A 23433-nucleotide genomic window follows, 5' to 3' on the forward strand; every position below is an offset into this window, starting at 1 on the left:
ACCTCTCAGATCTCGCCTTATGGCAGCATGGCATTGATTGGCGCGCAGATCACCCTGATGATTTCCATTGGCTTCGGCAGCTGCAACCCTGCCCATTCCGCGCCCATGGCGGCCGTAGCGACCAGCCAGACGGCGACAAAACAAGCTTTGTCCCGCTTGGACTTCAAAGCTTTAAGCTGAGGCCATTCCAGCAAGAGCACGAGAGGCATTAGCAGCGTAAGCGTCATGCTCCAGTTCATCGGCCCTCCATATCCTTCTTCAAAGGCTGAAGAATAGAGCCGACTTTGCGCAAGGCCACTTCCACGTTGACTTCGATTTTCGCTGTTTTGAAGTAGCTGTCCCACTCGCTTTTGTATTTGGCCCACTCCTTGGGCATTTGCCTGTGAAGCGCTTCGCCGAAACCATAGATGTCCGATGCGAACTTGCGCTGGACTTCGCGGATGTTGGAGGCCGTATTGCCGCGCGCCAGATCCTCCAGCTCCTTCTCGATCAAAGTAATGGAGCCCGGATCCGACAGATCCAGCTCGCACTGCACATCATCCACGTTCGCTTCGAGGACGTGCCTGACCTTGAAGGCTGGCTTGCCGTCTTCTCCCTTTACCGCTTTGATGGATGTTTTGGACTGCACAATGCTTACGCCGATACTCCCCTTGCCCCTTCCGGGACACGGAACGAACCCCGTCGTGCCGGATACGTTGTTGATCATGTAATTGACGGTTTTGCTGTCATCCTCGCCAAGCCAGCCTACGAGCTTGTCCTTGCGGAACACGGCCAACCCTTCATGCTTGAGCATCGTCTCCGGACGAATCTCGCGCAGGAAGTCGTTGTTTCTCCCCTTTTTTTTGTCGCCTTCGACCCTCACGCCGGACAAGACGGGATTGGAACCGCCGCGGTCCAGGACCGTGATGAAGTGCTGCAGCTTAATTCGGCCCGTCGCCGCCCATTTTTTGTTAGACACCATGATCGAAGAGAACAGCGATTCGGCGGGTATCTTTTCGAAGGGAGTCACGACGCTGAGCACGTCTCTAGCCTTCGAGCCCTTGGCCACCAACATGTAGAAGTCGTTGCGAAGACCGTGTTCGCGGGCTGCGTAATCCAAAACGTCGATCAATCCTTTCCTGGCAAGCGATTCGCCGAATACCATCACTCTCAAATGGGACAGGTACAGCTGCCTTGGCACCTTGCCCAGCATGCGCTGAAGAGCGTCCGGAATGGATACTCCCTTCTCCGTGTAGGTAACGACCGACGCGGAGCCGGACGAACTCCGCTGCGATCTGACCTCGTTGGGATTCACGACCTGCACGGTCACCAGATAACCCGTTTCTTCCAGGTCCACGCCTAACGCGACGACGACGGCTAGATCGTTCAGCTCTCGCCTGTTCCAGCAGCCGGTCAGCAGCGACGCGTGCAGCAGCAACCCCGCAAGCATCAGGCCCCGCAGCCGCTCTTTCATGACGAACCCTCGGAAGGTCTTGCGGGATCAGGCTGCTTCTTAAGGCTGCCGAAGTATTTGCGGGCGAAAGGCCTCATCAATCGGACCAGCGCATCCTTTTGGTCCGACAGCCGGAACGGGGCGAACGACGTCATATAAGGCACGCCCATGGACTCCAGTTTGCACAGATGGAGACCCAGCATGATGAGGAGAACGATTATGCCATAGAGGCCGAACAAGGCCGACAACACCATGAACGGGAATCGAAGGAGCCGCGCCGATATGCCGACGTTGAACGCCGGCAAAGCGAAATTCGAGATAGCCGTAATCGACACGACGATGACCATTGCGGCCGATATTAACCCCGCTTCTACGGCAGCTTGCCCGATGACGAGCGTGCCCACTATGGAGACGGATTGTCCGATCGACTTCGGCAATCGGATGCCCGCTTCCCGCAATATTTCGAACGTGATCTCCATGATCAAAGCTTCGATGAACGCCGGGAACGGAATGCCCTCCCGCTGTCCGATAAGGCTGAGAAGCAGATTGGGCGGGATCATCTCCTGATGGTACGTGGTAATCGCAATATAGAAGGATGGCGTAAGCAAGGCGATCGCAAAACAAAAATAACGCAGCAGCCGCACGAGGCTCGCGAAATCGCCGCGTTGATAATAATCCTCGCTGGACTGGAAGTAATGCATGAACAAAGCGGGAACGACAAGGACAAACGGACTGCCGTCAACCAGAATCGCGATCCGTCCCTCCAGAAGGGCCGACGAGATAACGTCCGGACGCTCCGAGTTGTACACCGTGGGGAATGGACTGTACCTTTGATCCTGAATCATCTCTTCGATGTAATTGCTCTCCAGAATGCTGGGCAGATCCGCCTTCTCCAGCTTATCGTAGAGCTCCCGCAGGATGTTCGGATCTGCCTTGCCGTTCATGTACATGACCACGACGGAAGTTCGCGTCTCCTCGCCCATGCGGAAGTACCGCATGCGGAGCGACGGATTCTGAATCCGTCTACGTATGAGCGCGGTATTGTCGGAGATCGACTCCGTAAACCCTTCCCTCGGACCTCGCACGACCGATTGCGAGGTCGCTTCCTGCACGGCTCGCTGTTTCAAATTTTGCGTTCCCGCTGCAAGCGCTTTGGAGAGGCCGTCCAAATAGACGACGGTTCCTCCTGCCAGCAAACAAACGGAGGCGGTGCCGAGAGAATCGATCTCCATGATACGTCCTTCGGACAAAGTGTTGATCTTGAGTTCCCGAAGAGCCTGACCCGGCGAAACGCCATCCTGTCCTTCCCGAGTCCGGTCGTCGTTTTTCGCTTCCATCAAGGAATCAAGAATGCCGCTGGGATCGGCCAATCCTTCGACATAAACGACCAATCCGCCAATTCCCGCGAACTGCACCTCTCTGTATACGATGTCCGAGCTGTCGCCCATCAGTTCGATGATGGCATCCTGAAATTCGTTCAATGATTCGGGCAATCGAAGATCGGGATCGTCACCCTTCGACTCGTACGCGTTCATGACGTTCACCTCTTGTTGGATTGGTCGCGTTGCAGGAGCCACGTCTTCATAACATTTCCTATACGATTGAAAATATGACAACCTTGGGCGAATTGTCTCGCATACGCTTCATGAGTCAATAGCGGCGATTACCTGAAGTTCGGCTGAACGAAACAAACTTTTTCACTTCATTCGGCCTCGCCGTCCCTCCCGCGCACACAAAAAAAGCTCCGCGACCGGCTGCTTACCCGGTCGCGAAGCTTATGATTCAATCATTGAATTAGTCCAGTTCCCTCAGCACGGCGATCTCGTCGCACGCATTTTGCTTGGGGCAATTGACGCAATCCGTCCATACCTTTTCGGGAAAAATCTCCTTCTCCACGATCGTAAAGCCATTGCGCTCAAAAAATTTGTCCGCATAGGTCAGCGCCATGACCTTGGTGATGCCTTGCGCTTTCGCTTGCTCCAGAAGTTTCTCTACAAGCTTGCTTCCAATACCGAGGCTCTTGTATCCATCCGTAATGCCAAGTGACCGGATCTCGACAAGATTGTCTCCCAGCTTCGTCAGCGCGCCGCAGCCGACCACTTCACTGCCGATCTCCGCCACGACGAACGTATCTATTATTCGAGTCAGGGCTTCGCGTGTACGCGGCAGCATAATGCCTTGTTCGGCGTAGCCTTGAATCAATTCATACAGCTTCTCTACATCTTCCGTCGTTGCTTTCCTGCAAAATACTTCCACTGCTTGCATATCTGCCTGCACCTCCACGAATCCCCGATTAAGCTACATTTGGAATATGAATAAATATACATCAAAACGAATTAATTCTCAATAGCTATTTTCACTGGAAGGGTCGCCTATTTAAGCCAGTATATGCTGAAACGGGCACGTTTCGTCTATGTCGTTATAAATGCACCGAATACTTCGTTGCCAAGCAGAATGCCTCGATCGGTCAGACGGTAGATGGTATCTCCATTCTTCTCAATCCGCTCCATCAAACCGTTCGCAAGCTGCTTCTCCAGCGTCTCGCCGAACACGAGCTCCATCCGTTGTCCGGGAAACTGTTCCTGAAAGCGCGAGACCGGAACGCCTTCAAGCAGACGCAGCCCCACCATCATAAAGTCCTCCATCGCTTCACGTTCCGAAACCTCGAACGTCTCCAGTCTGGGGAGCTTGACTGCGGCAGCGTCGATATAAGGCTGTACGCCTTTCAGATTGATATGCCGCGTACGATTGCTGTACCCGTGAGCTCCGGCGCCAAGACCATAATACGGTTCATTGCGCCAGTAGGTGGAGTTATGCCTGCTCTCAAACCCCGGTTTGGCAAAATTGCTGATCTCGTAGTGGCGATAGCCGCCCTCTTGCAGCTTCTTCATTAATAGAAGAAACATCTCGTATTCCTCTTCTTCGGGAGGAAGCGGCAATTCATTGCGCTCGTACAGCTTGTGAAACAGCGTATTTTCCTCCACCTTAAGGCTGTACAGCGAATAATGCGGCAGCTTTAGTGCCATTGCCCGGTCGACGCTGTCCGACAAATGCTCCAGCGTCTGACCTGGCAAGCCGAACATCAGATCGATCGACAAATTATCGAAGCCCACCTGACGCGCATTTTCCAGACTCCGATAAACATCGTCTACATTATGAATACGTCCGATACGCTCCAACAAGCTATTATCGAACGATTGAACGCCGAAGCTGATCCGGTTCACGCCGCCTGCCCGCATGGCGCCAAGCTTGTCTATATCGGTTGTGCCGGGATTCGCCTCCATGGAGAACTCCACGTTATCCGCAAGCGGGAAATGCGTCGATACCGCTTGCAGGAATCTCTCCATCTGCGGCGGCGTCAATACCGTCGGAGTCCCTCCGCCAACAAATACCGTGTCTATCACCTCGGGACGCAGCGTCTCGACGGTTGTAATCATCTCTTGCTCCAGCGCGTCGAGATATTGATCGACGGGCTGTCCCCTTAGCACATACGACGTGAAGTCGCAGTAGTGGCATTTGTTCGTGCAGAACGGGATGTGTATATAGAGCGAGCGCGGCGCCCGCGCTGTCGCGAGTTGCATCGTCATTACGTCTTCCCTCCCTATCGCCATTTCCAACAACAGATTGAAGTTCTGTATATCTTGAAAATTGAACAGAGGAGAGCAAATGCTCTCCTCCGTCTTACTTCAGTCTTTCGAAGAACGGTTCGATCATCCATTCAACCGGAATGCAGCCTAATCCTCGTCAATCTTGAGGACCGCCATGAACGCTTCTTGCGGTACCTCAACGTTTCCGACCTGCTTCATCCGTTTCTTGCCTTCCTTCTGTTTCTCAAGCAGCTTGCGTTTCCGGCTGATGTCGCCGCCATAACACTTGGCAAGGACGTTTTTGCGCATCGCCTTAACCGTCTCGCGCGCAATAACCTTCGTGCCGATGGATGCCTGGACCGGCACCTCGAACATCTGGCGCGGAATCAGTTCCTTAAGCTTCTCGCAGATGACCCGGCCGCGATTGTATGCACGATCGCGATGGACGATAACGGACAGCGCATCGACCTGCTCGCCGTTTAGCATAATGTCCATCTTTACGAGATTCGACTTCCGATAGCCGGACAATTCGTAATCGAAAGATGCATAACCCTTCGTGCTGGACTTCAATTGATCAAAGAAATCGTAGACAATTTCCGATAACGGCAATTCATAGGTCAATGTCACGCGGTTCGAATCCAGGTATTCCATGTTCACGAATTCGCCGCGTTTGCCCTGGCAAAGCTCCATAATAGCCCCGACATAATCGTTTGGCACGATAACGTCGGCTTTGACGTATGGCTCTTCTACAAAGTCCAGCTTGCCCGATTCCGGATAATTGGACGGGTTATCAATATTAAGCTGCTCGCCGTTCGTCAGCGTAACCTTGTAGATAACGCTTGGTGCCGTCGTGATGAGCGGAATATTGAATTCGCGTTCGATACGCTCCTGAATGATCTCCATGTGAAGCAAGCCGAGGAAGCCGCAGCGGAACCCGAAACCCAGCGCTGTCGAGGATTCCGCCTCGTAGCGAAGCGAAGCGTCGTTAAGCTCCAGCTTCTCGAGCGCCTCGCGCAGGTCATTGTAATCCTGGGTCTCGATCGGGTACAAACCGCAGTAAACCATCGGATTGATGCGGCGGTAACCTGGCAACGGTTCTGGCGCGGGACGCTTTGCTTCCGTTATGGTATCGCCGACGCGAGTGTCCTTCACATTTTTAATGCCGGCGACTACAAACCCGACGTCGCCTACCGCGAGCTCGTCCACAATGGTCATTCTCGGCTTGAATACGCCGACCTCGATAACTTCGAATTCAGCGCCTGTTGCCATGAAGCGAATTTTTTTGCCCGCCTTGATGCTGCCGTCGACGACGCGAACATTGACGATAACGCCCTTGTAGGCGTCATAATGCGAGTCGAAGATAAGCGCCTTCAGCGGCCCGTCCGGATCGCCGTTCGGCGCCGGCACTTTGTGCACGATCTGCTCCAGAATCTCCTTGATGCCGATTCCGGCCTTGGCGGAAGCATGTACCGCTTCGCTGGCGTCGAGACCGATAACATCCTCGATCTCCTGCTTTACCCGATCGGGCTCCGCGCTCGGCAGATCGATCTTATTAATAACGGGCAGCACCTCGAGGTTATTGTCCAGCGCCAGGTAGACGTTGGCAAGCGTCTGCGCTTCGATGCCTTGCGCGGCATCGACGACCAGCAGGGCGCCCTCGCAGGCAGCCATGCTGCGAGATACCTCGTATGTAAAGTCGACATGCCCGGGTGTATCGATTAAATTAAGGTAATATTCTTCGCCATCGTCCGCGCGATAACTGAGACACACGGCTTTCAACTTAATGGTAATGCCCCGCTCGCGCTCCAGATCCATGTTGTCCAGCACTTGGGCCTGCATCTCGCGGTTGGTCAACGCGCCGGTTGATTCCAGAATCCGGTCCGCCAGCGTCGACTTGCCGTGGTCAATATGTGCGATAATAGAAAAATTTCTTATTTTCTTCTGTCGTTCAAGAACATCAGACATCCTTCAAGCCCCCACACTCCAATAATCCAATCATTCTTCCTATTATATCAGCAACAGGGGGACACATCAATGAAAGTTAGTTGAGCAATCCGTCGAACAGCGAAGCGAAGAACCGGATGCCTTTGCTCGATGCCGTCTGAAGGATGCCGGATGTGGAATCCGCGATTCGATTGACGGCTGCCGTATCCTCCTCGACAGGCATGCCGGGAAGACGGTTATTGTCCCTGCCGTAAGCGTCCCCGTATGCGATTCTGCGAACGTCGTCCAGCTCTTTTTCGAGCTCCGCGATCCTGCGGTCGGTCTCGTTGGCATAATATGCTCGATCTCCGCCGTTTGCGTACGGCTCCGAACCGTCCATCGGTCCGTAGATCCGCTCGATACCTGTAGTAGACATCTCGATCCCGAATAATACGATAAACGTTAGCGCTCCGCCCAGCAGAAGCAGCTTCCAAGTTTTCCGTTTCATTGCTTCACCTCCTTGCCCGATGCTTCCTCCGCTTGTCGTTCCTTCCAATGTATCGACGCAATAACTTCTGCAAGCGCGTCTGCCGTCCTGTAGGATTCCTCCAAAGTATTGTCCACGCCGCCAACCTCGATCAAAACGCTCTCGGAGGCAAGCGACTGGTTATATTCGGCATTGCCTGTAGCAGCAGTCTTCCCCCATATCCCCCGCGAAATACCCGGATACTCCTTCTCAAGCGCGTCATGGATCTTTGTGGCAAACGCTTCATTTTCCTTCCAGTTCGGATTGCGATGCCCGATAATAAAATAAACCTGCGCGTAGCTCTTTCCGCCGATATCGACCGTCGTATATTTGCGTTTCTGGGAATCGCGATGCAGATCGAAAAAATAGGTCAGATCATTGCTTGCCGCCAGCGCCTCCTTGACCGTCTTCATGGAGTACTTGTAGCTGAGCTCCCAGCGGTAATCCTGAATTGCCGTCGGGTAATCCGTCTCGGACAACACAGATCCGATGCCATGCTCTTCGAGCTTCGTGGCAAGCCGCTTGCCGACCAAGGTTATATTCGTCGTGCTGGAGCTAGGATCTTTAGTGCCTGGTTCAAGTTCGGGATACCAGGATTCCCGGTTGTGGGAATGATAGATGAAGGCCAGCTTCTTCCCTTCGGCCGGTTGTCCTCCGTCAGGTTTCGGATCCGTCGAGCCTACGTCTTCACCCCCGTTCCCGTCAGGCTGATCCGTTTCGTTGCCGCTGCCATCGTCTTCGCCGTTGGAGCCTGACGGCGTTTTCGGTTCCGGCGCCGGCTCGAAGATCGGCGAATGATCCTGCGGACCGACAGCCGTATCCGTGCCGATGCCCTTGCGAATAAGAAATGCGTCGCTTTGCGGCATTCCCGGCAACTCGCTGGCCAACAGACTGCCGGGATTGGCGGGGTTAATATCGGTCAGCGACCGCATGAGGAACACGCTGATTTCTTTGCCAGTCAGCGAATCCGAAGGCAGGCTGCTCGCGAACGCCGGCATCTCCATCTCCAGCATGTTTCCGAACAAGCCGCTGGACACAGACGCTGCGAAACCTCTCATGGACACAGACGGCACGGCAGACGAATGCTGGTAAAGCATCGCCGCAAGTCCTAGCAATATCATAAATATGGCGGAGCTGAGCGCCATGGCTGCGAAGGCTCTGCCCGTCACAAGCAGTTCGCGGACGGGACCCGTCTCACCGCGTGCTGCGGAATAACGTAATCCGGACAACATTTTTCGTAGATCATACATGATTTACACCCTCCCAAGACGAAACGGATGTCGCATTCAATTGTAGGCACAGCGCGTTTAGCAAAGTCTAGACTCTTATCAAGCCTTGTACTTTACTCTATGAACATGGGAGAGTTGATAGAACCATAACTACTAGAAAATTGGCCAAAATAATAGATTGCTAGAAACTGGGAAGAATGACAGTTTGCAAAAACAGCCTTGCAGCCCGGATTCGGACTGCAAGGCTGTTGCGCCTGGCTTCTTTGCTGCATCAATGGGTATAAGCGGCAACGTTATCGGTATCCACCGCTTCGTGCAAGGCGGCATTTAAGCCGCTCGCAATGATGTTGGCGATATCCTCGACGAATTGGTCGACTTCCTTTGGCGTTACGAGCAGGTCATGACCGACGGGACCCAATACTTCTTTAACGAGCTGCAATCGCTCATTTTCCGGGATGCTGTTCATCAGGCCGAATATTTGATTCGTATCGCCCTTCTGCTCTTCCAGATGATTCTTCATCATCTCGAATGCGTTGTTTACGATTGTGGATGCATAGACGACCGTCGGAACTCCGATTGCGATGACGGGAACGCCCAAAATCTCTTTTGTAAGTCCTTTACGTTTGTTGCCGATGCCGGAGCCCGGATGAATGCCGGTATCCGCGATCTGAATCGTGGTATTTACCCGCTCCAGCGCCTTGGAAGCGAGGGCATCGATCGCGATGATGAGATCCGGCTTGGATTGCTCGGCGATGCCGCGCACGATTTCGCTGGATTCGATGCCTGTAATGCCCAGCACGCCAGGCGCTACCGCACTGACCGGGCGGTAGCCCGGCGCTACCTGATCCGGCATCAACTCGAAGAAGTGCCGCGTCACCATCACGTTTTCGACTACGATCGGGCCAAGCGCATCCGGCGTCACGTTCCAGTTGCCCAGACCGACGATCAGCACCTTTGCCATTTTATTAATTTGGAGACGCTCCAGGAATGACTCAAAATGTTTGGCGAATTGAGTCGCCACTCGATCCTGCAACGTCGTATCGCCATTTCTAAGCTCTGGCACTTCGATCGTCACGTATTGCCCTACAATTTTGCCAATCGCCTGCGAGCCTTGCTCGTTCTGGACATGAAGGACCGTGATGGTAATGCCGTCATCCTCCGTCACCTCCGAATGAATGCCGGGAATGGGTCCTCCGTCGGGCTTGGCCAGCTCCCTTGCCTCCAGGGCAAGGTCAGTCCGTACATTGAATTGCTGCAGATCGAGCTCTTCGCGCGCTTGTTCCTTCATCATTATGCCGCTCCTTTCGCACCATGTACTTTCGTTATTGTTTGCAAAGTCGGTTATTTCATACGATTGCTTCCGCTTTTGGCCATCAAATGGGATGTGCTTCGACATAAATGGTTACTATTGCTTTTTGGGCAGTCGCATGATAATATATTTTAAGTTGTGTTACGTGCGATGCACAGAATTACGTAGGAGGTGAATTCCATGCCAAACATTAAATCCGCGATTAAACGCGTTAAGACTAACGAGAAACGCCGTGCTCTAAACGCTTCCCAAAAATCCGCACTTCGTTCGGCCGTTAAATCTGCTGACCAAGCTATCGCTGGAACGGACGTAGATGCAGCTAAAGCTGCTCTGCTCGTTGCAACGAAAAAATTGGACAAAGCAGTAACAAAAGGCCTGATTCATAAAAATGCGGCTGCCCGCAAAAAATCCCGTCTTGCGAAACGTCTAAACTCCCTGTCCGCTCAAGCGTAAGCTGCTGCGACAAGAAGAAGGATGATCCATTAGCTCGACGATGCGATTCCGATAAGCTTTGCTGACCTACTAAGGCCGGTGAAGCTTATTTGTATGTGGTTTAAAAAGAAAAAGCCAGCAGAGCTACGCGCCCTTGCTGACTCCCAGTGATAACAAGTACAGTTCTAATCCGAGCGCCTTGTCGATTAAACCGCTCTTCATATTGTAATCCAGCTCGGCAAGTGCCGCTAACAGCGCTCCTAATCTTCCTGTCGCGAATTTCTTCGCCTTTTCGGCAGCCAGCTTCACTGCATAAGGGTGCAAACCCAGATGTCCTGCCATCTGCTGAGGCGAATAGTGATGCCCCTCCAACTCCTTAATCTGCAGCATAATACGAAGCTGCCTTGCGATCAACGCGGCGATCTTGATGGGCTCCTCCCGGCGGACAAGCAGTTGGTGGTACATGCCTAGAGCTTTGTCGATACGAAGCTCAGCGATCGCATCGATCAAGGCAAATACATCCTCTTCGACGGTAGCCGCAGTCAATAATGCGGTTTGTTCGGCATCTATGACTCCTCCTTCACCTGCATGAAGGCATAACTTGTCTACTTCCTGGGACAGCTGCCCCGTCCCCACACCGACTCGCGTTATAAGCAGTTCGGCCGCAGCCGCCGTCAACGTACGCTTCTGTTCGGCCGCCCGCTTCACAAGCCATTGCTTCAGCTCCTGAATCTCCATCTCAGGAAATGCGACAATAGAACCGCGGTCCTTTAGCGCCTTAACCAGCTTGCGTCGTTCGTCCAGCTTGTCCGCATGAACGGCAAAGACGATAACCGACGATGGGAGCGGGTTATCCATATATCGCAGCAGCGTTTCCGGACGGTGCTCCAGCTTCGCGTTCTCTTTGCCGCCAGCTGCCATTACGCTAACATCCCTTATAAGAACCAGCTTCCGTTCGATGAAGAAAGGCGGCGTCTCTGCCTCCAACACGGCCTCGTCAAGCGCGGATTCCGCCGTATCGAACTTAACGATCCCCATCTCGCGTTCTTCCTGCGCAAACATAAAGCCGGTCAGCGCATCAATGAATTGTCCCATTCGGTAACGATCTTTTCCATATAAAACATATACCGGACGGAACTTATCGGCTTTGATTTCTTTAAATGCTTCGCGAATATCCAACTTGCCACTCCCCTTGCGATCCATGCTCCCTTTAACATTACCAGCAGACGGCGCCGGAAGCAACAAAGGGATGCTTGCCCCATACAGGGCGGCATCCCTTTGTCTTTATATTAACATTCACAGGCGGCTCCATGGCGCCGCCGTACATGAATGGTCTTACGACGTCCAGCTCCACGTCGTAGACGAATCTCATGCTTTATCATACTCAGGGGCATCGGCATATGTGCTTATTTCCCCTCAAAAAAATGGGTTGCACCATACCGTTACTCCAAAGCGTGCTGCGACTGGGAGTGCATTCGCCAAAAATCAGTCTGCCTTCCGTTCCTCAAAAGACGGGATGGCAATTTCATACTTCTGTGCCGCGCCGTGGTCCAAGCTTACTTCATAAGTAAGCGAAGCGCTGTCCTGCGCCCAGACCAGATTAACGTGCAGGCCGTTCTTTCTTTCCGTTTGGAACAACGTCGAACTGTCACTGGCAGACAGGATGACAATAGAAAACCCGTCCACATTCGCCATATATTGTCCGTCGGGCGATGGCAGCATCGCATGTCCCGTAATGCCCATGTCAGGCTCATGCTTTGACGTGCTTTCATAACCACCGCTCGTCTCTTCCTCAATGGGCTTTGTAACATCGCTATTGCGCTGCGCCGAATTAGGGAGCGCCTCGGACCCGCCGGAATTGAAGCCGCTTTCCGGCTCCATGGAATTGCCGTTCTGTTCCGTCAAGCCATATGGCCCTTTGAGATTTTCCGGTCCGTCAACTGGCGCATCGGCGGCGGCATCTCCGCCTGGATCCTTCTTGGCGCTGAGTGGCGAGACATCCATTATCGAGGTATCTTCCTTCATCTCCATCTCGGCGGCTGATTGGCCAATAGAGGAAGCCTTGTCTTGATCGTTTAAACTTGATTGCGGCGGATACGTCACCAGGAATATACCTGCCACAATTCCCGCAGCTACAACGCCGCTGATCGACTTCCAGGATGGCCAGCGCCGCGTACGTTGCGTTCTTCGCGTCAACGATCCCTGATCATACGTTGTTGCAGGAACGGCCAATGTTTCCGCATGCTTCGTTTCGTTATCGATCCGAATCAACTCTGGCATAATGGCATCGACCAGGCTGTAGGCAGGCGTTACCTTGGGCAGATTATTAAGCTCGGCGGATAATCTGGTAAGTCGTTCGAACATGGCGGCACAGTCCGGACAATGTCTGGTATGATTCATTAAGACTTCCATCTCGCTCTCGCGCAGATCGTCGTCTAGCTGTCGCTGCATAAGCTCCGTCACCTCTTGACAATTCACCCCCGGACACCACCTTTCTGATAATCTTGAAGTAAACTCTGTAGTTGCTGTCTGGCTCTGAACAGATAGGATTTAACCGTGTTGAGAGGCAAATCAAGCGATTCGGCAATTTCGTTGTACGAAAAATCTTGCAGGTATCGCAGCACAACGACCGTCCGGTGGTTCTCCGGAAGCTGCTCGATCGCGCTTCGAATATCCTGCAGGGCGTAAGCGGACAACACTTCCTCTTCGACGTTCTGCTTCTCCCTGAATACAAGCTCATGCTCGTCGATGGATATCGTCGGCTTGTTGCGCCTGAACTTGTCAATGCAAATATTCGTTACAATCCGTTGAATCCATGTCTTGAACTGCGCCTTCTCTTCGTAGGAACCAATCTTGGTGTAAATTCGGATCAACGCCTCCTGGGAGGCATCCATGGCATCCTGTTCATTGTTTAATATATAATAGGCTGTCCGATAAACATGGGTTTCAATCTCTCGCAATAGAGTAATTAACGCATCGCGATCTCCCGATTGAGCGGCTTTGATCAGGCCGGGCTCCACCACGAAGGATCCTCCTCTCTTGCAACCTTACAGACGGATCGGTTGCATTAAAAGTTGCATGCAACTTTTATCATTTATATTTTTATTAGAATGAAAGATCATGATTGTGTTTCAATGGGTCTCTGGTATGATTACGTCGGATAACCCCACACTATAGAATATCATGTTCGATCGATTCCGTATAGAGAGATTATCTTGACCGATAAGAGAGAACTTGCGGCGTTAATCGGAACATGGATTCGCCGTCCGTATCCGTACGCCACAGTCTGGCGCCGGCACGCTGAACACGCCCCAGCACATCGGGATGGGGGTGGCCATACGTATTAGACGCGCCAACCGATGCGACCGCGCCTCGAGGCGCCCAATAGGCAAGCCATGCTTCTCCCGTGGAATGGCGGCTGCCATGGTGATTTAGTTTCATGATGTCGACTGGGGCCGTATGGTTCTTACGGCCGCTTTCTCCATTTGCATCTTCCGCCCTAGTGTGTAGCGCGATTATTGCACGTTCCGTTTCCATGCCGACGTCTCCCGCGAACAGAAACCGATGACCATAGATTTCGAGCGTCATGACCAGACTGCTTTCGTTCTGCTCGCTTGCGGATTGGATGCCCGTCTCATCGGATTCCGGCGGCCATAAAATTTGGATTTTCGTCTCTCCATCAATCTTGGCGTAATCGCCGGATCGAGGCGCATATAGCGGAATTCCCGCCTCCACAATTAGAGACATGAGTTCCTCGACATCCTCCGATGCCTTCATTGTGCCGTTCCACCAAACAGCACGAACCGGAATTCCCTGAACTACGGCCTTCAGGCCTCGAATATGATCGCTGTCCAGATGGGAGATGACCAGCACGTCCAATTCCTTCACGCCTCGTTTCATAAGCAGCGGCAAGACGACCTTTTTCCCCACCTCGAACGGATCGCTCCTCTCCCGCCACTCCTCTCCCGGCTTCCGGTACGTCATTGTACCTCCCCCGTCGATCAGAATATGTTTGCCGCCTGGCGTGCGGATCAAAGCGGAATCCCCTTGTCCGACATCAAGAAAGCTGACGACTGCGGAGCGATCCAGGAGATTGGGGTAATAGGCATAGAAGATCAACGCAATCAGACCTGTCGTTAGTCCAAGCAACGCGCGATGACCGGGCAGCCATTTCAAGTTAACCTTCATTAATGAGAGGATTGACTTCTTAGCGCCAGCCGGCTGGATGACATTAGAATGCATAGGGAGAGGTTCCGTGATCTCGAAGCCGCCGGAATCCGTGTTCTCCTTAGAGAGTTGTTCGCCATGCAAGGGGGCTAGCTGTCTCAAATAACGAAAGAGCAGGAACAATAAGAGCATGTAACTCGCAATCCACCATAACGACGGAGTCTCCCAAATGAGCCTCATAGAGCTTACATTTGCCAATACATCGACGATCCAAAAAGTCCAATCGTTTAACGTAACGGACAATCCCGCCAACATCTTTGCGCCTCCCATCCAAACGGGTGACAAGAGCAGCGCGATCGTCCCGATCGGCATGATAACGAAGCTGATGAAAGGAACCAGCACGAAGTTGGCGGCAAGCGACAATAGATGGAAGCCGTTAAAATAATAAATGGTTAATGGAAAGGATACCAGTTGCGCCGCAATCGTCACTGCCGCGAGATCGCAAAGCCAGCCGGCCACTCTTTGTCGCCGGGGCATCAAACGTCTTAGCGGGGGCACGCCGCATATTAACCCGAGCGTGACGACGAACGACAGCTGGAAGCTGACGGAATCCAAATAATAGGGATCATAGGCGAGTATAGCTACGGCAGCTGCCGCCAGGAGATGCAAGCCGTCTTTCAACTTGCCCAGTCTGGCCGCGATCAGCCCCAGAATCGCCATTATTCCGGCACGAAGCACGGAGGGCGAAGCTCCCGTCAATAAAACATAGAGCGGGATCGTAATCATTAGCGACAGCTGGATTCGTTCGCGGCTCATCCGGCATATTCGCAGGAGGCCGCCCATCATGACCATATAGACGGCTACGTGAAGGCCCGATATGGCAAGAATATGCGTGAGCCCCAGCCTCGCGAACTGATCGAACTGCTCGGGGGCGAGACTCGTGCGCAGACCCAGAATAAGCCCTTGCATATACCCGGACTGATGGGACGGGTATAGCTCCCCGAAGCGCGCGCCGAGAAGTTCGCGCGCAGCGTCGACGCGGCCCAGCAGTACGGCCGCGTTCGGCCCCGCCGCCGGAGCAGCCGTGACGGCGGCGGCGCCTTTGGCTTTGAGCAGCCAGTGGATTCGCTGGCTGCCCAGGTAGCGGCGGTAGTCGAATCCGCCGCTATTGGTCGCCGTGGCGGGCCGCGCCAGCTCGCCCGCTACAGCGACCCTGTCGCCGCGTTGCCACGCCGCGGCGATGTCCTGCTCCGGCTGCGTCGCAAGCCGGAGCTGCACAAGCAGCAGCTCGCCGCCGCCCTTCAGCGGCTGCGCTGCCCCTCCCGCATGGACGGCGTCCGCCTTCATGCGGAACATCGCGCGGTCGCCGTCGACTTCGACCGCGCTAACGATCGTGCCGCTCGCCTCGGCGCCGAACGCGGCTCCCGGCCCGGACGCCTCGGCGGCGGCAAGCAGCGGCACCAGCGACGTCGCGTTGCGCTCGTCCGCCCATAGCCGCTGTCCCGCCGCCAGGCAGAACGCCAGCAGGCAAAGCGCGGCGAGCGTTGCCGTCGCCAGCCTGCCGGCGAGGGAAGCCGCGGCGAGCAGCAAGGCCGCTCCGGCTGCAAGCAGCGCGCCGCGGAGTCCGAGTCCCGCAGCCGCGGCGCTGCCGGCAACCCATGAAGCCGCGAACCAGACGAGCGGCCTTCGATTCATCATTCTCAACATCTACGCCTCATCCCCATTCCTTCCCATATTAAAGCGCCAGACACTGTAGCTTTATCTCGCTGCTTCCTGGTCCACCATGCGCCCGTTCCACCAAACGAACCATAAAAGTAAACTACAACAGTCTGCCAATTGCCCTTCCCCTTGCCGCAAAAGCAAAAAAACCTCCAGCCACATGCATCGCGCATGTAACTGGAGGTTCTTCCTCCGGGTATTAAACTATTTAAGAGGTTACGGTCATCTCTGCCTGTTCCGGTGCGGAGTAAGGACCGATTTGTCTAAATACAATCCCCTTCTGCTCCATCAGCTCGTACACCTTGTCGCTATCCTTTGGATAACCGCGATGATAAACGACTTCCACTACGCCGCTGTTCGCCAGCATATTGGCGCAGGTCCAGCAAGGCTGGTCCGTTACATATACGGTGGAGCCTTCCCGATTCGCCCGGTCGGTGAACAACAGCAGATTTTGTTCGGCATGAATCGTGCGGATGCATCTCTGTTTCCGAAAGACTTGCTCGACTCCATCCACCGTTTTCACTTCAATTTCTTCGGCAATCATACAGCCAGCCTCGAGACAGTCGTGCACGCCCATCGGCGCACCGTTATAGGCCGTGCCAAGCAACTTCTTGCCTTGTACGAGAACCGCGCCAACATGCCTTCTTGGACAACGCGACCTCGTCGAAACCATATAAGCTATATCCATGAAATAGGTGTCCCAATCCTTCCGGATCGCGTCCTTGGAGGAAGCCGGATTACTCATGTCGTTCTCTCCTTCTCTTTCGTTGCTGCATCCTGGGCATTCCGCCAAGTCTTTTCTCAGGTTGACATGGAAAGCGCCTTATTACGCATATTTCCTGATAATACACCATTGTACGGGTAACCATCTTTTTGATCACGCACTTAAAATAAAACATAAACTTGCGAAAATTTCAAGATAGATCGGTTGGCGTTTCTTCAAAAAGAAACCGGCTCACGTTCGTGAGCCGGCCCTTTTTTTGCCTCTCTGGTGAAAGGCCTATCTTTAAGCCTGACTCGCCTCGATGGCTTGCTTCAGGTCGGCGAGAATATCGGCGATGCCTTCCGTACCGATCGACAGGCGGATCATGCCCGGAGCGACGCCCGCTCCAGCTTGCTCCTCCGGCGACAGCTGTTGATGCGTCGTGCTGGCAGGGTGGATAATAAGCGACTTGGAGTCGCCGACATTCGCCAGATGCGAGAACAGCTTGACGGAGTTGATGATCTTCTTGCCTGCATCAATACCGCCCTTGATGCCGAAAGTAAGAATAGCGCCTTGGCCGTTAGGCAAATATTTCTGCGCCAGGTCGTAGGATGGATGGCTTGGCAAGCCCGGATAGTTCACCCATTCGATTGCTTCGTGGCCTTCGAGGAATTCTGCAACCGCCTGAGCGTTGGAGCTGTGACGCTCCATCCGCAAATGCAGCGTCTCGAGTCCTTGCAGCAGCAGGAAGGAGTTGAAAGGCGACAAAGCCGCGCCCATATCGCGGAGCAACTGAACTCGTGCCTTGATAATGAAAGCGATAGGACCAACCGCATCCGTGTATACTACGCCATGGTAGCTAGGATCCGGTTCCGTCAGACCCGGGAAGCGTCCGCTGCCCTTCCAGTCGAACTTGCCGCCGTCTACGATAACGCCGCCGATCGACGTGCCGTGTCCACCGATAAATTTGGTCGCGGAGTGTACGACGATGTCTGCCCCATATTCGATTGGACGGCACAGGTATGGACTCGGAAACGTATTGTCCACGATGAGCGGAAGCCCGTTCTCATGCGAGATGGCAGCTACCGCCTCCAAATCGATAATGTCGCCTTTGGGGTTGCCGATGGTTTCGACGAATACGGCTTTTGTGCGTTCCGTAATTGCCGCTCTGAAATTTTCCGGATTCGAGGGGTCGACGAACTTCACCGTCACGCCCAGCTTGGGGAGCGTCGTGGAGAACAAATTGTATGTACCCCCGTACAAGCTGGTCGCGGATACGATTTCATCGCCCGCTCCTGCGATATTAAGAATCGAATACGTAATGGCGGCTTGGCCGGATGCAACGGCAAGCGCGGCTGCTCCTCCCTCAAGCTCTGCCACCCGCTTTTCGAATACATCCGATGTCGGGTTCATGATTCGAGTATAGATGTTTCCAAATTCTTGCAACGAGAACAGGTTCGCCGCATGGTCGGTATCCCGGAATCCGTATGAAGTTGTTTGATAGATAGGTACGGCGCGGGACATCGTTGTCGGATCAATGGCTTGTCCCCCGTGTACGGCAATCGTGTCTAGCGAAAGCTGGTTTTCCTTAGACATTCCTTACTCCTCCTTGTTGACATGTAAATGCAGGATATCCTATCCATTCTCTCATATTCACGGTAATGCGACAACGCTTTCTTTGATAGAAGCCAAAAGTTTCTCGCCGATGCCTTTCACGCGGAGCAAGTCGTCCACGCTGCGGAACGGACCGTTCTGTTCCCGGTCATCCACGATCGCCTGAGCTTTGGAAGGTCCTATCCCTTTTAACCCATCCAGTTGCCCGGCATCCGCCCTGTTAATATCGAGTCTGCCGTCGGATGCAAATGCCGATTGTCCAAGCGTACCAGCATTGGTTGCTCCGCCGTCACCGCTCTTTACTTCTCCCGCAGACTCCTCCGAAGAGGAAGCGCCTGTGTCGGCTGCTCCTGCAGCTTCGCTTACAGAATCTCCGTTATTATCGTTTCCTTTCTTTTCAGCTCCCGGAGCTCCTGCAGTTCCATTTGAACCGCCCGATACCTCATCGCCATCCGCGCTGCCTTGTTCGGCCGGATTCTTTTCGTTATCGGCGGTCACTCCCGCTCCATTCTCGTCCCCCATTCCCGAGAGCGATGCCTCCATCATTTCGTTCATGGGTATCCACTTCTCTTCCGCTCGCGACGACTCGCCTAGCAGTGCCGCCGCTGACAGCAAGCCGGCTCCCAACAAGCATGCCGCAACGAATATCGTCCTTCCGTTTCGCAAAAATCCAGTCAATCGGGATTGCACCTCCGCCTTTTTAATAAATCATCCAACTAGTATTTAGAATTCAATTTATCTTATTGACATAACAAACAAGTCTCTCTGAATACATTGTAAGAGCATGATATTTGGAATCGCCGGTATAGGAGGGCTAAGCATGAACGTTGGATTTATCGGTACGGGCTCCATGGGCAGCTTGCTGATCGAATCTTTCCTTTCGTCAGGCGCTTTGGCGCCGAACGATATTACCGTCAGCAATCGCACCTACGCGAAAGCGAAAGCGCTGGCCGAACGATATCCCGGCATGAGAGCCGTCAACACTAACGCCGATGCTGCTTGTGGATCCGATTATGTCTTTTTGTGCGTGAAGCCGCATGAGTTCATTTATGTCGTGGAGGATATTAAGCCAGTACTGCTGCCGCATCAGACCGTTATCTCGATTACAAGCCCCGTCCTCGTCTCTCATCTGGAAGGAGAGCTGGACTGCAAAATAGCAAAAATCATCCCCAGCATAACCAATCTCGTCTGGAGCGGAGCATCGCTCTGTATCTATGGAAGCCGAATGGAGGAACAGGACCGAATACGATTGGAGTCTCTATTCGCGCATATCAGCGAGCCGCTTCGCATCGATGAGCAATATACGCGGATCGTCTCGGACCTGTCGAGCTGCGGCCCCGCATTTATCGCTTTTCTCCTGCAGCAATTCGTGGATGCGGCCGTAGAAGAGACGGGCATCCCCCGCTCCGCCGCGCAGCAGGTAGCCGCCAACATGCTGCTTGGCACCGGACTTTTGTTGACGGAAAGCGGCCTGACGATGGAAGACGTCCAGCAGCGGGTCGCCGTGCCGGGCGGCATAACGGCACAGGCGCTCAAGCTGCTCCAACGGGAAACGGACGGCATCTTTAATCAAGTCATTCGAACGACTCATAACAAGTACCAGGAAGATCTGGTGCGAGTATCCTCCCTGTTCTACGGCGAAGAGGTGAACGGACAATAGCTGTTCTTCAGCTAATGCCCGCTCACCTCTTCGGGTTTGCGTTATAGAGGTTGTTCAAAAAGTCCGCTTCCCATTACGAAGCAATTCTGGAAGCTTACTCAACATCGAATATTTCCTGATACCCACGAAAGTGAAGGGAAGCTTCGATGTCAATTCCGATTACTTTCGCGGGGCCCGAGGTTTGCCGAACCCAAGCATATGCTTACGAAGTATGTTTCCTCCGGAAACATTGCAGGTGCTCACGTAGCTTCCACTACGCTCCGCTCCTCAGGTCCTAGCTTCATCCAATCTTCTCGGTACTGAGAACCGAACTTTTTGAACTCGCACTTATACAGTTAAGTCCGGATTATCATTCTTCACTCCGACCCTTGTTCGCGGTTAGTTCGCCACGATGTTAACCAGCTTGCCCTTGACGGCGATTACTTTGCGCACCGTCTTGCCGGCGATCAGCTCCTGAACCTTGTCTTGCCCCTTCGCCAGCGCCTCCATATCGGCTTCGTTCATATCCGCCGCGATGAAGATGCGATCGGCAATTTTGCCATTAACCTGTACGACGATCTCAACCTCTTGGTCGACTGTCCAAGCTTCGTCATGCTCCGGCCATGCCGCGTACGTAATCGATTCGCTGCGGCCAATGAGCGCCCACAGCTCTTCCGCGATATGCGGCGCGATCGGGGACAACATCTGCAGGAATTGCTCCATTGCCGCCTTCGGAAGCGATTCTGTCTTGTAAGCTTCGTTGACAAAGATCATCAATTGGCTGATTACCGTATTGAAGCGGAGATTCTCGTAGTCCTCCGTGATCTTCTTGATGGAGCGATGCCATGTCCGCTTGAACGCGTCGCTAGTCTCGTCGTTATCCGTCAGCTTTGCGTTCAGCTTGCCGTCTTCGTTAACGAACAGTCGCCATACGCGCGACAGGAAGCGGTAAGTCCCCTCCACGCCGTTGGTATTCCAAGGCTTCGTCGCTTCCAGCGGACCCATAAACATTTCGTACATACGCAGCGTATCTGCTCCAAATTCGCCTACGATATCGTCGGGGTTGATGACGTTGCCGCGCGACTTGGACATCTTCTCGTTGTTGGTGCCCAGGATCATGCCTTGGTTCACCAGCTTGTAGAACGGCTCCTTCGTATGAACAACTCCAAGGTCGTACAGCACCTTATGCCAGAAGCGCGCGTAGAGCAAATGAAGCACCGCATGCTCGGCTCCGCCGATGTACAGATCGACCGGCAGCCATTCTTTCTGTTTCTCCGGCGAGCAGATTTCCTTGTCGTTTTTCGGATCGATAAAGCGCAGATAGTACCAGCAGCTGCCCGCCCATTGCGGCATCGTGTTCGTCTCGCGGCGAGCCTTCATCCCCGTCTCCGGATCAATGGTGTTCACCCAGTCCGTCACGTTCGCCAGCGGAGATTCGCCTGTGCCCGACGGTTTGATCGCGTCGACATCCGGCAGCAGCAGCGGCAATTGATCTACCGGCACCGTCTTCATCGTGCCATCTTCCAGATGGAGAATCGGAATAGGCTCGCCCCAGTAACGCTGGCGGCTGAACAGCCAGTCGCGCAAACGGTATGTCACTTTGCCCTGACCTTTGCCGGTCTCAGCCAAATGTTTAATCATCGCGCTAATAGCGTCTTCGTTATTCAAACCGTCCAGGAAGTCGGAGTTGACGTGCGGACCTTCGCCCGTATACGCTTCTTTTTCCACATCCCCGCCGGAAACAACCTCGATGATCGGCAAGCCGAATTGCTTCGCGAATTCCCAGTCGCGCGTATCGTGGCCCGGAACAGCCATGATTGCTCCCGTGCCATAGCCTGCAAGCACGTAATCGGCAATCCAGATCGGGGTTTTCTCGCCGTTTGCCGGATTAATCGCATAGGCACCTGTGAATACGCCCGTTTTCTCCTTCGCCAGGTCGGTACGCTCCAGATCGCTCTTGCGGGCTGCAGCTTCCTGATACGCCTTAACCGCCTGCATATGCTCGTCTGTCGTAATCCCGGCGACAAGTTCGTGCTCCGGCGCCACTACGCAATACGTCGCGCCGAACAGCGTGTCGGGACGCGTCGTAAAGACTACCAACGCAGAGTCGTGCCCCTCGATGTCGAACGTCACTTCGGCGCCTGTCGACTTGCCGATCCAGTTCCGCTGCATGTCCTTGATGCTCTCGGACCAGTCGAGCTCCTCCAGATCCTCCAGCAGTCGCTCCGCGTATTCGGTAATTCTCAGAATCCACTGACGCATCGGCTTGCGGATAACGGGATGGCCCCCGCGTTCGCTTTTGCCGTCGATGACTTCCTCGTTCGCCAGCACGGTTCCGAGAGCCGGACACCAGTTGACCGGAACTTCGGCCACGTAAGCCAGTCCCTTGTTATACAGCTGGATGAAAATCCATTGCGTCCATTTGTAGTAGTCGGGATCCGTCGTGCTGAATTCGCGGTCCCAGTCGTAAGAGAAACCAAGCGATTTGATCTGGCGGCGGAAGTTGTCGATGTTTTTGAACGTGATATCTCTTGGATGCTGCCCGGTATCGAGCGCGTGCTGCTCCGCCGGGAGGCCGAACGCGTCCCAGCCCATCGGATGCAGGACGTTGTAGCCCTTCATCCGCTTGTAGCGGGATACGATATCCGTCGCCGTATAACCTTCCGGATGGCCGACGTGCAAGCCTGCCCCGGACGGGTAAGGGAACATATCTAGCGCATAGAATTTCGGCTTGCCGCTGTCTTCCTTCGTTTGAAAAGTTTTGTTGCCGTCCCAATATTGCTGCCACTTCGGCTCGATCTCCAATGGATTGTAGCCATGGCGCTGCTGCTCTTGACTCATGTAACTTCCTCCTAATCAGGTCTGAAAACTAAATAAAACCTCCCGCCCCCAGCGGATTAACGCTAGGGACGAGAGGTCATTCTCCCGTGGTACCACCCTAGTTAGCGAAGGCATACTTTGCCGTTCGCTCACTTGATGTCCTTAACGCGGACATTACGGCGGACTTCGCGATTAACGATCCCGCAGCTCCAAGGCGAGCTTCCCCGCGCGCATGGGTCCGGCTTCCACCAACCGCCGGCTCTCTAGGCCCCGCTACGCAAGTACTGTTCCTCTTCAACGCTTCATACAGAGGTAGTTCAAAAAGTTCGCTTT

19 protein-coding genes and 1 other annotated feature are annotated in these 23433 nt (G+C 53.9%); of the genes, 2 read left to right on the plus strand and 17 right to left on the minus strand.

Features of this window, described 5'->3' with window-relative positions; translation table 11 throughout:
* Positions 1-17: 17 nt before the first annotated feature.
* From B1748_RS36335 to gpr, 9 genes are all read right to left on the minus strand, one after another.
* Positions 18-239 (minus strand): hypothetical protein, encoded by a 222-nt coding sequence (locus B1748_RS36335; RefSeq protein ID WP_143810258.1) that lies wholly within the window; start codon positions 237-239, stop codon positions 18-20.
* Positions 236-1453, minus strand: a complete 1218-nt coding sequence (locus tag B1748_RS07030) for a Ger(x)C family spore germination protein (protein WP_087567169.1) — start codon at positions 1451-1453, stop codon at positions 236-238. The genes B1748_RS36335 and B1748_RS07030 overlap by 4 nt, the downstream gene beginning before the upstream one ends.
* Positions 1450-2967 (minus strand): spore germination protein, encoded by a 1518-nt coding sequence (locus B1748_RS07035; protein ID WP_087567170.1) that lies wholly within the window; start codon positions 2965-2967, stop codon positions 1450-1452. The genes B1748_RS07030 and B1748_RS07035 overlap by 4 nt, the downstream gene beginning before the upstream one ends.
* Positions 2968-3226: 259 nt before the next feature.
* Positions 3227-3697, minus strand: coding sequence for an N-acetyltransferase (locus tag B1748_RS07040; protein WP_087567171.1), 471 nt, complete (start codon positions 3695-3697; stop codon positions 3227-3229).
* 146 nt (positions 3698-3843) lie between these two features.
* A complete protein-coding gene (gene hemW / locus B1748_RS07045) occupies positions 3844-5019 on the minus strand; it encodes a radical SAM family heme chaperone HemW (RefSeq protein ID WP_256975562.1) in 1176 nt (391 codons plus the stop codon).
* 147 nt (positions 5020-5166) lie between these two features.
* Positions 5167-6984: a translation elongation factor 4 gene (gene lepA / locus B1748_RS07050; RefSeq protein WP_087567172.1), complete on the minus strand. Its 1818-nt coding sequence runs from the start codon at positions 6982-6984 to the stop codon at positions 5167-5169.
* Between the two features lie 76 nt (positions 6985-7060).
* A complete protein-coding gene (locus B1748_RS07055) occupies positions 7061-7450 on the minus strand; it encodes a hypothetical protein (RefSeq protein ID WP_087567173.1) in 390 nt (129 codons plus the stop codon).
* Entirely contained in the window at positions 7447-8718 is a 1272-nt protein-coding gene (locus B1748_RS07060) for a stage II sporulation protein P (protein ID WP_087567174.1), read from the minus strand. Before B1748_RS07060 ends, B1748_RS07055 begins: the two co-directional genes overlap by 4 nt.
* 250 nt (positions 8719-8968) lie before the next feature.
* The gene (gene gpr / locus B1748_RS07065) at positions 8969-9988 is read right to left on the minus strand and encodes a GPR endopeptidase (protein WP_246608702.1); all 1020 of its coding nucleotides are present in this window, start codon (positions 9986-9988) and stop codon (positions 8969-8971) included.
* Between the two features lie 198 nt (positions 9989-10186).
* Here gpr and rpsT point away from each other — a divergent pair, with 198 nt between their 5' ends.
* Positions 10187-10459 (plus strand): 30S ribosomal protein S20, encoded by a 273-nt coding sequence (gene rpsT / locus B1748_RS07070; protein ID WP_087567176.1) that lies wholly within the window; start codon positions 10187-10189, stop codon positions 10457-10459.
* A 123-nt stretch (positions 10460-10582) separates the two neighbouring features.
* Here the strand turns inward: rpsT and holA are convergent, their stop codons facing one another.
* From holA to B1748_RS07105, 7 genes are all read right to left on the minus strand, one after another.
* A complete protein-coding gene (gene holA, locus B1748_RS07075; protein ID WP_087567177.1) occupies positions 10583-11617 on the minus strand; it encodes a DNA polymerase III subunit delta in 1035 nt (344 codons plus the stop codon).
* Positions 11618-11923: 306 nt separating this feature from the next.
* Positions 11924-12916: an anti-sigma factor family protein gene (locus B1748_RS07080; RefSeq protein WP_087567178.1), complete on the minus strand. Its 993-nt coding sequence runs from the start codon at positions 12914-12916 to the stop codon at positions 11924-11926.
* Positions 12913-13461: an RNA polymerase sigma factor gene (locus B1748_RS07085; protein WP_087567179.1), complete on the minus strand. Its 549-nt coding sequence runs from the start codon at positions 13459-13461 to the stop codon at positions 12913-12915. The genes B1748_RS07080 and B1748_RS07085 overlap by 4 nt, the downstream gene beginning before the upstream one ends.
* 187 nt (positions 13462-13648) lie before the next feature.
* On the minus strand, positions 13649-16312 hold the full coding sequence (locus tag B1748_RS07090) for a ComEC/Rec2 family competence protein (protein WP_087567180.1): 2664 nt from the start codon (positions 16310-16312) through the stop codon (positions 13649-13651).
* 220 nt (positions 16313-16532) lie between these two features.
* Entirely contained in the window at positions 16533-17069 is a 537-nt protein-coding gene (locus B1748_RS07095; RefSeq protein WP_087567181.1) for a deoxycytidylate deaminase, read from the minus strand.
* Positions 17070-17330: 261 nt separating this feature from the next.
* The gene (locus tag B1748_RS07100; protein ID WP_087567182.1) at positions 17331-18623 is read right to left on the minus strand and encodes a homocysteine synthase; all 1293 of its coding nucleotides are present in this window, start codon (positions 18621-18623) and stop codon (positions 17331-17333) included.
* A gap of 57 nt (positions 18624-18680) precedes the next feature.
* Positions 18681-19319, minus strand: coding sequence for a ComEA family DNA-binding protein (locus B1748_RS07105; RefSeq protein WP_218781620.1), 639 nt, complete (start codon positions 19317-19319; stop codon positions 18681-18683).
* Between the two features lie 142 nt (positions 19320-19461).
* Here B1748_RS07105 and comER point away from each other — a divergent pair, with 142 nt between their 5' ends.
* Complete coding sequence (gene comER / locus B1748_RS07110; protein ID WP_087567183.1) at positions 19462-20301, plus strand: late competence protein ComER; 840 nt, start codon at positions 19462-19464, stop codon at positions 20299-20301.
* A 378-nt stretch (positions 20302-20679) separates the two neighbouring features.
* Here the strand turns inward: comER and leuS are convergent, their stop codons facing one another.
* The gene (leuS, locus tag B1748_RS07115) at positions 20680-23121 is read right to left on the minus strand and encodes a leucine--tRNA ligase (RefSeq protein WP_087567184.1); all 2442 of its coding nucleotides are present in this window, start codon (positions 23119-23121) and stop codon (positions 20680-20682) included.
* Between the two features lie 61 nt (positions 23122-23182).
* Positions 23183-23407: a binding site (T-box leader), on the minus strand.
* Positions 23408-23433 lie beyond the last annotated feature (26 nt).

Source organism: Paenibacillus sp. MY03 (assembly GCF_002165585.1).
GTDB lineage: Bacteria > Bacillota > Bacilli > Paenibacillales > Paenibacillaceae > Pristimantibacillus > Pristimantibacillus agaridevorans.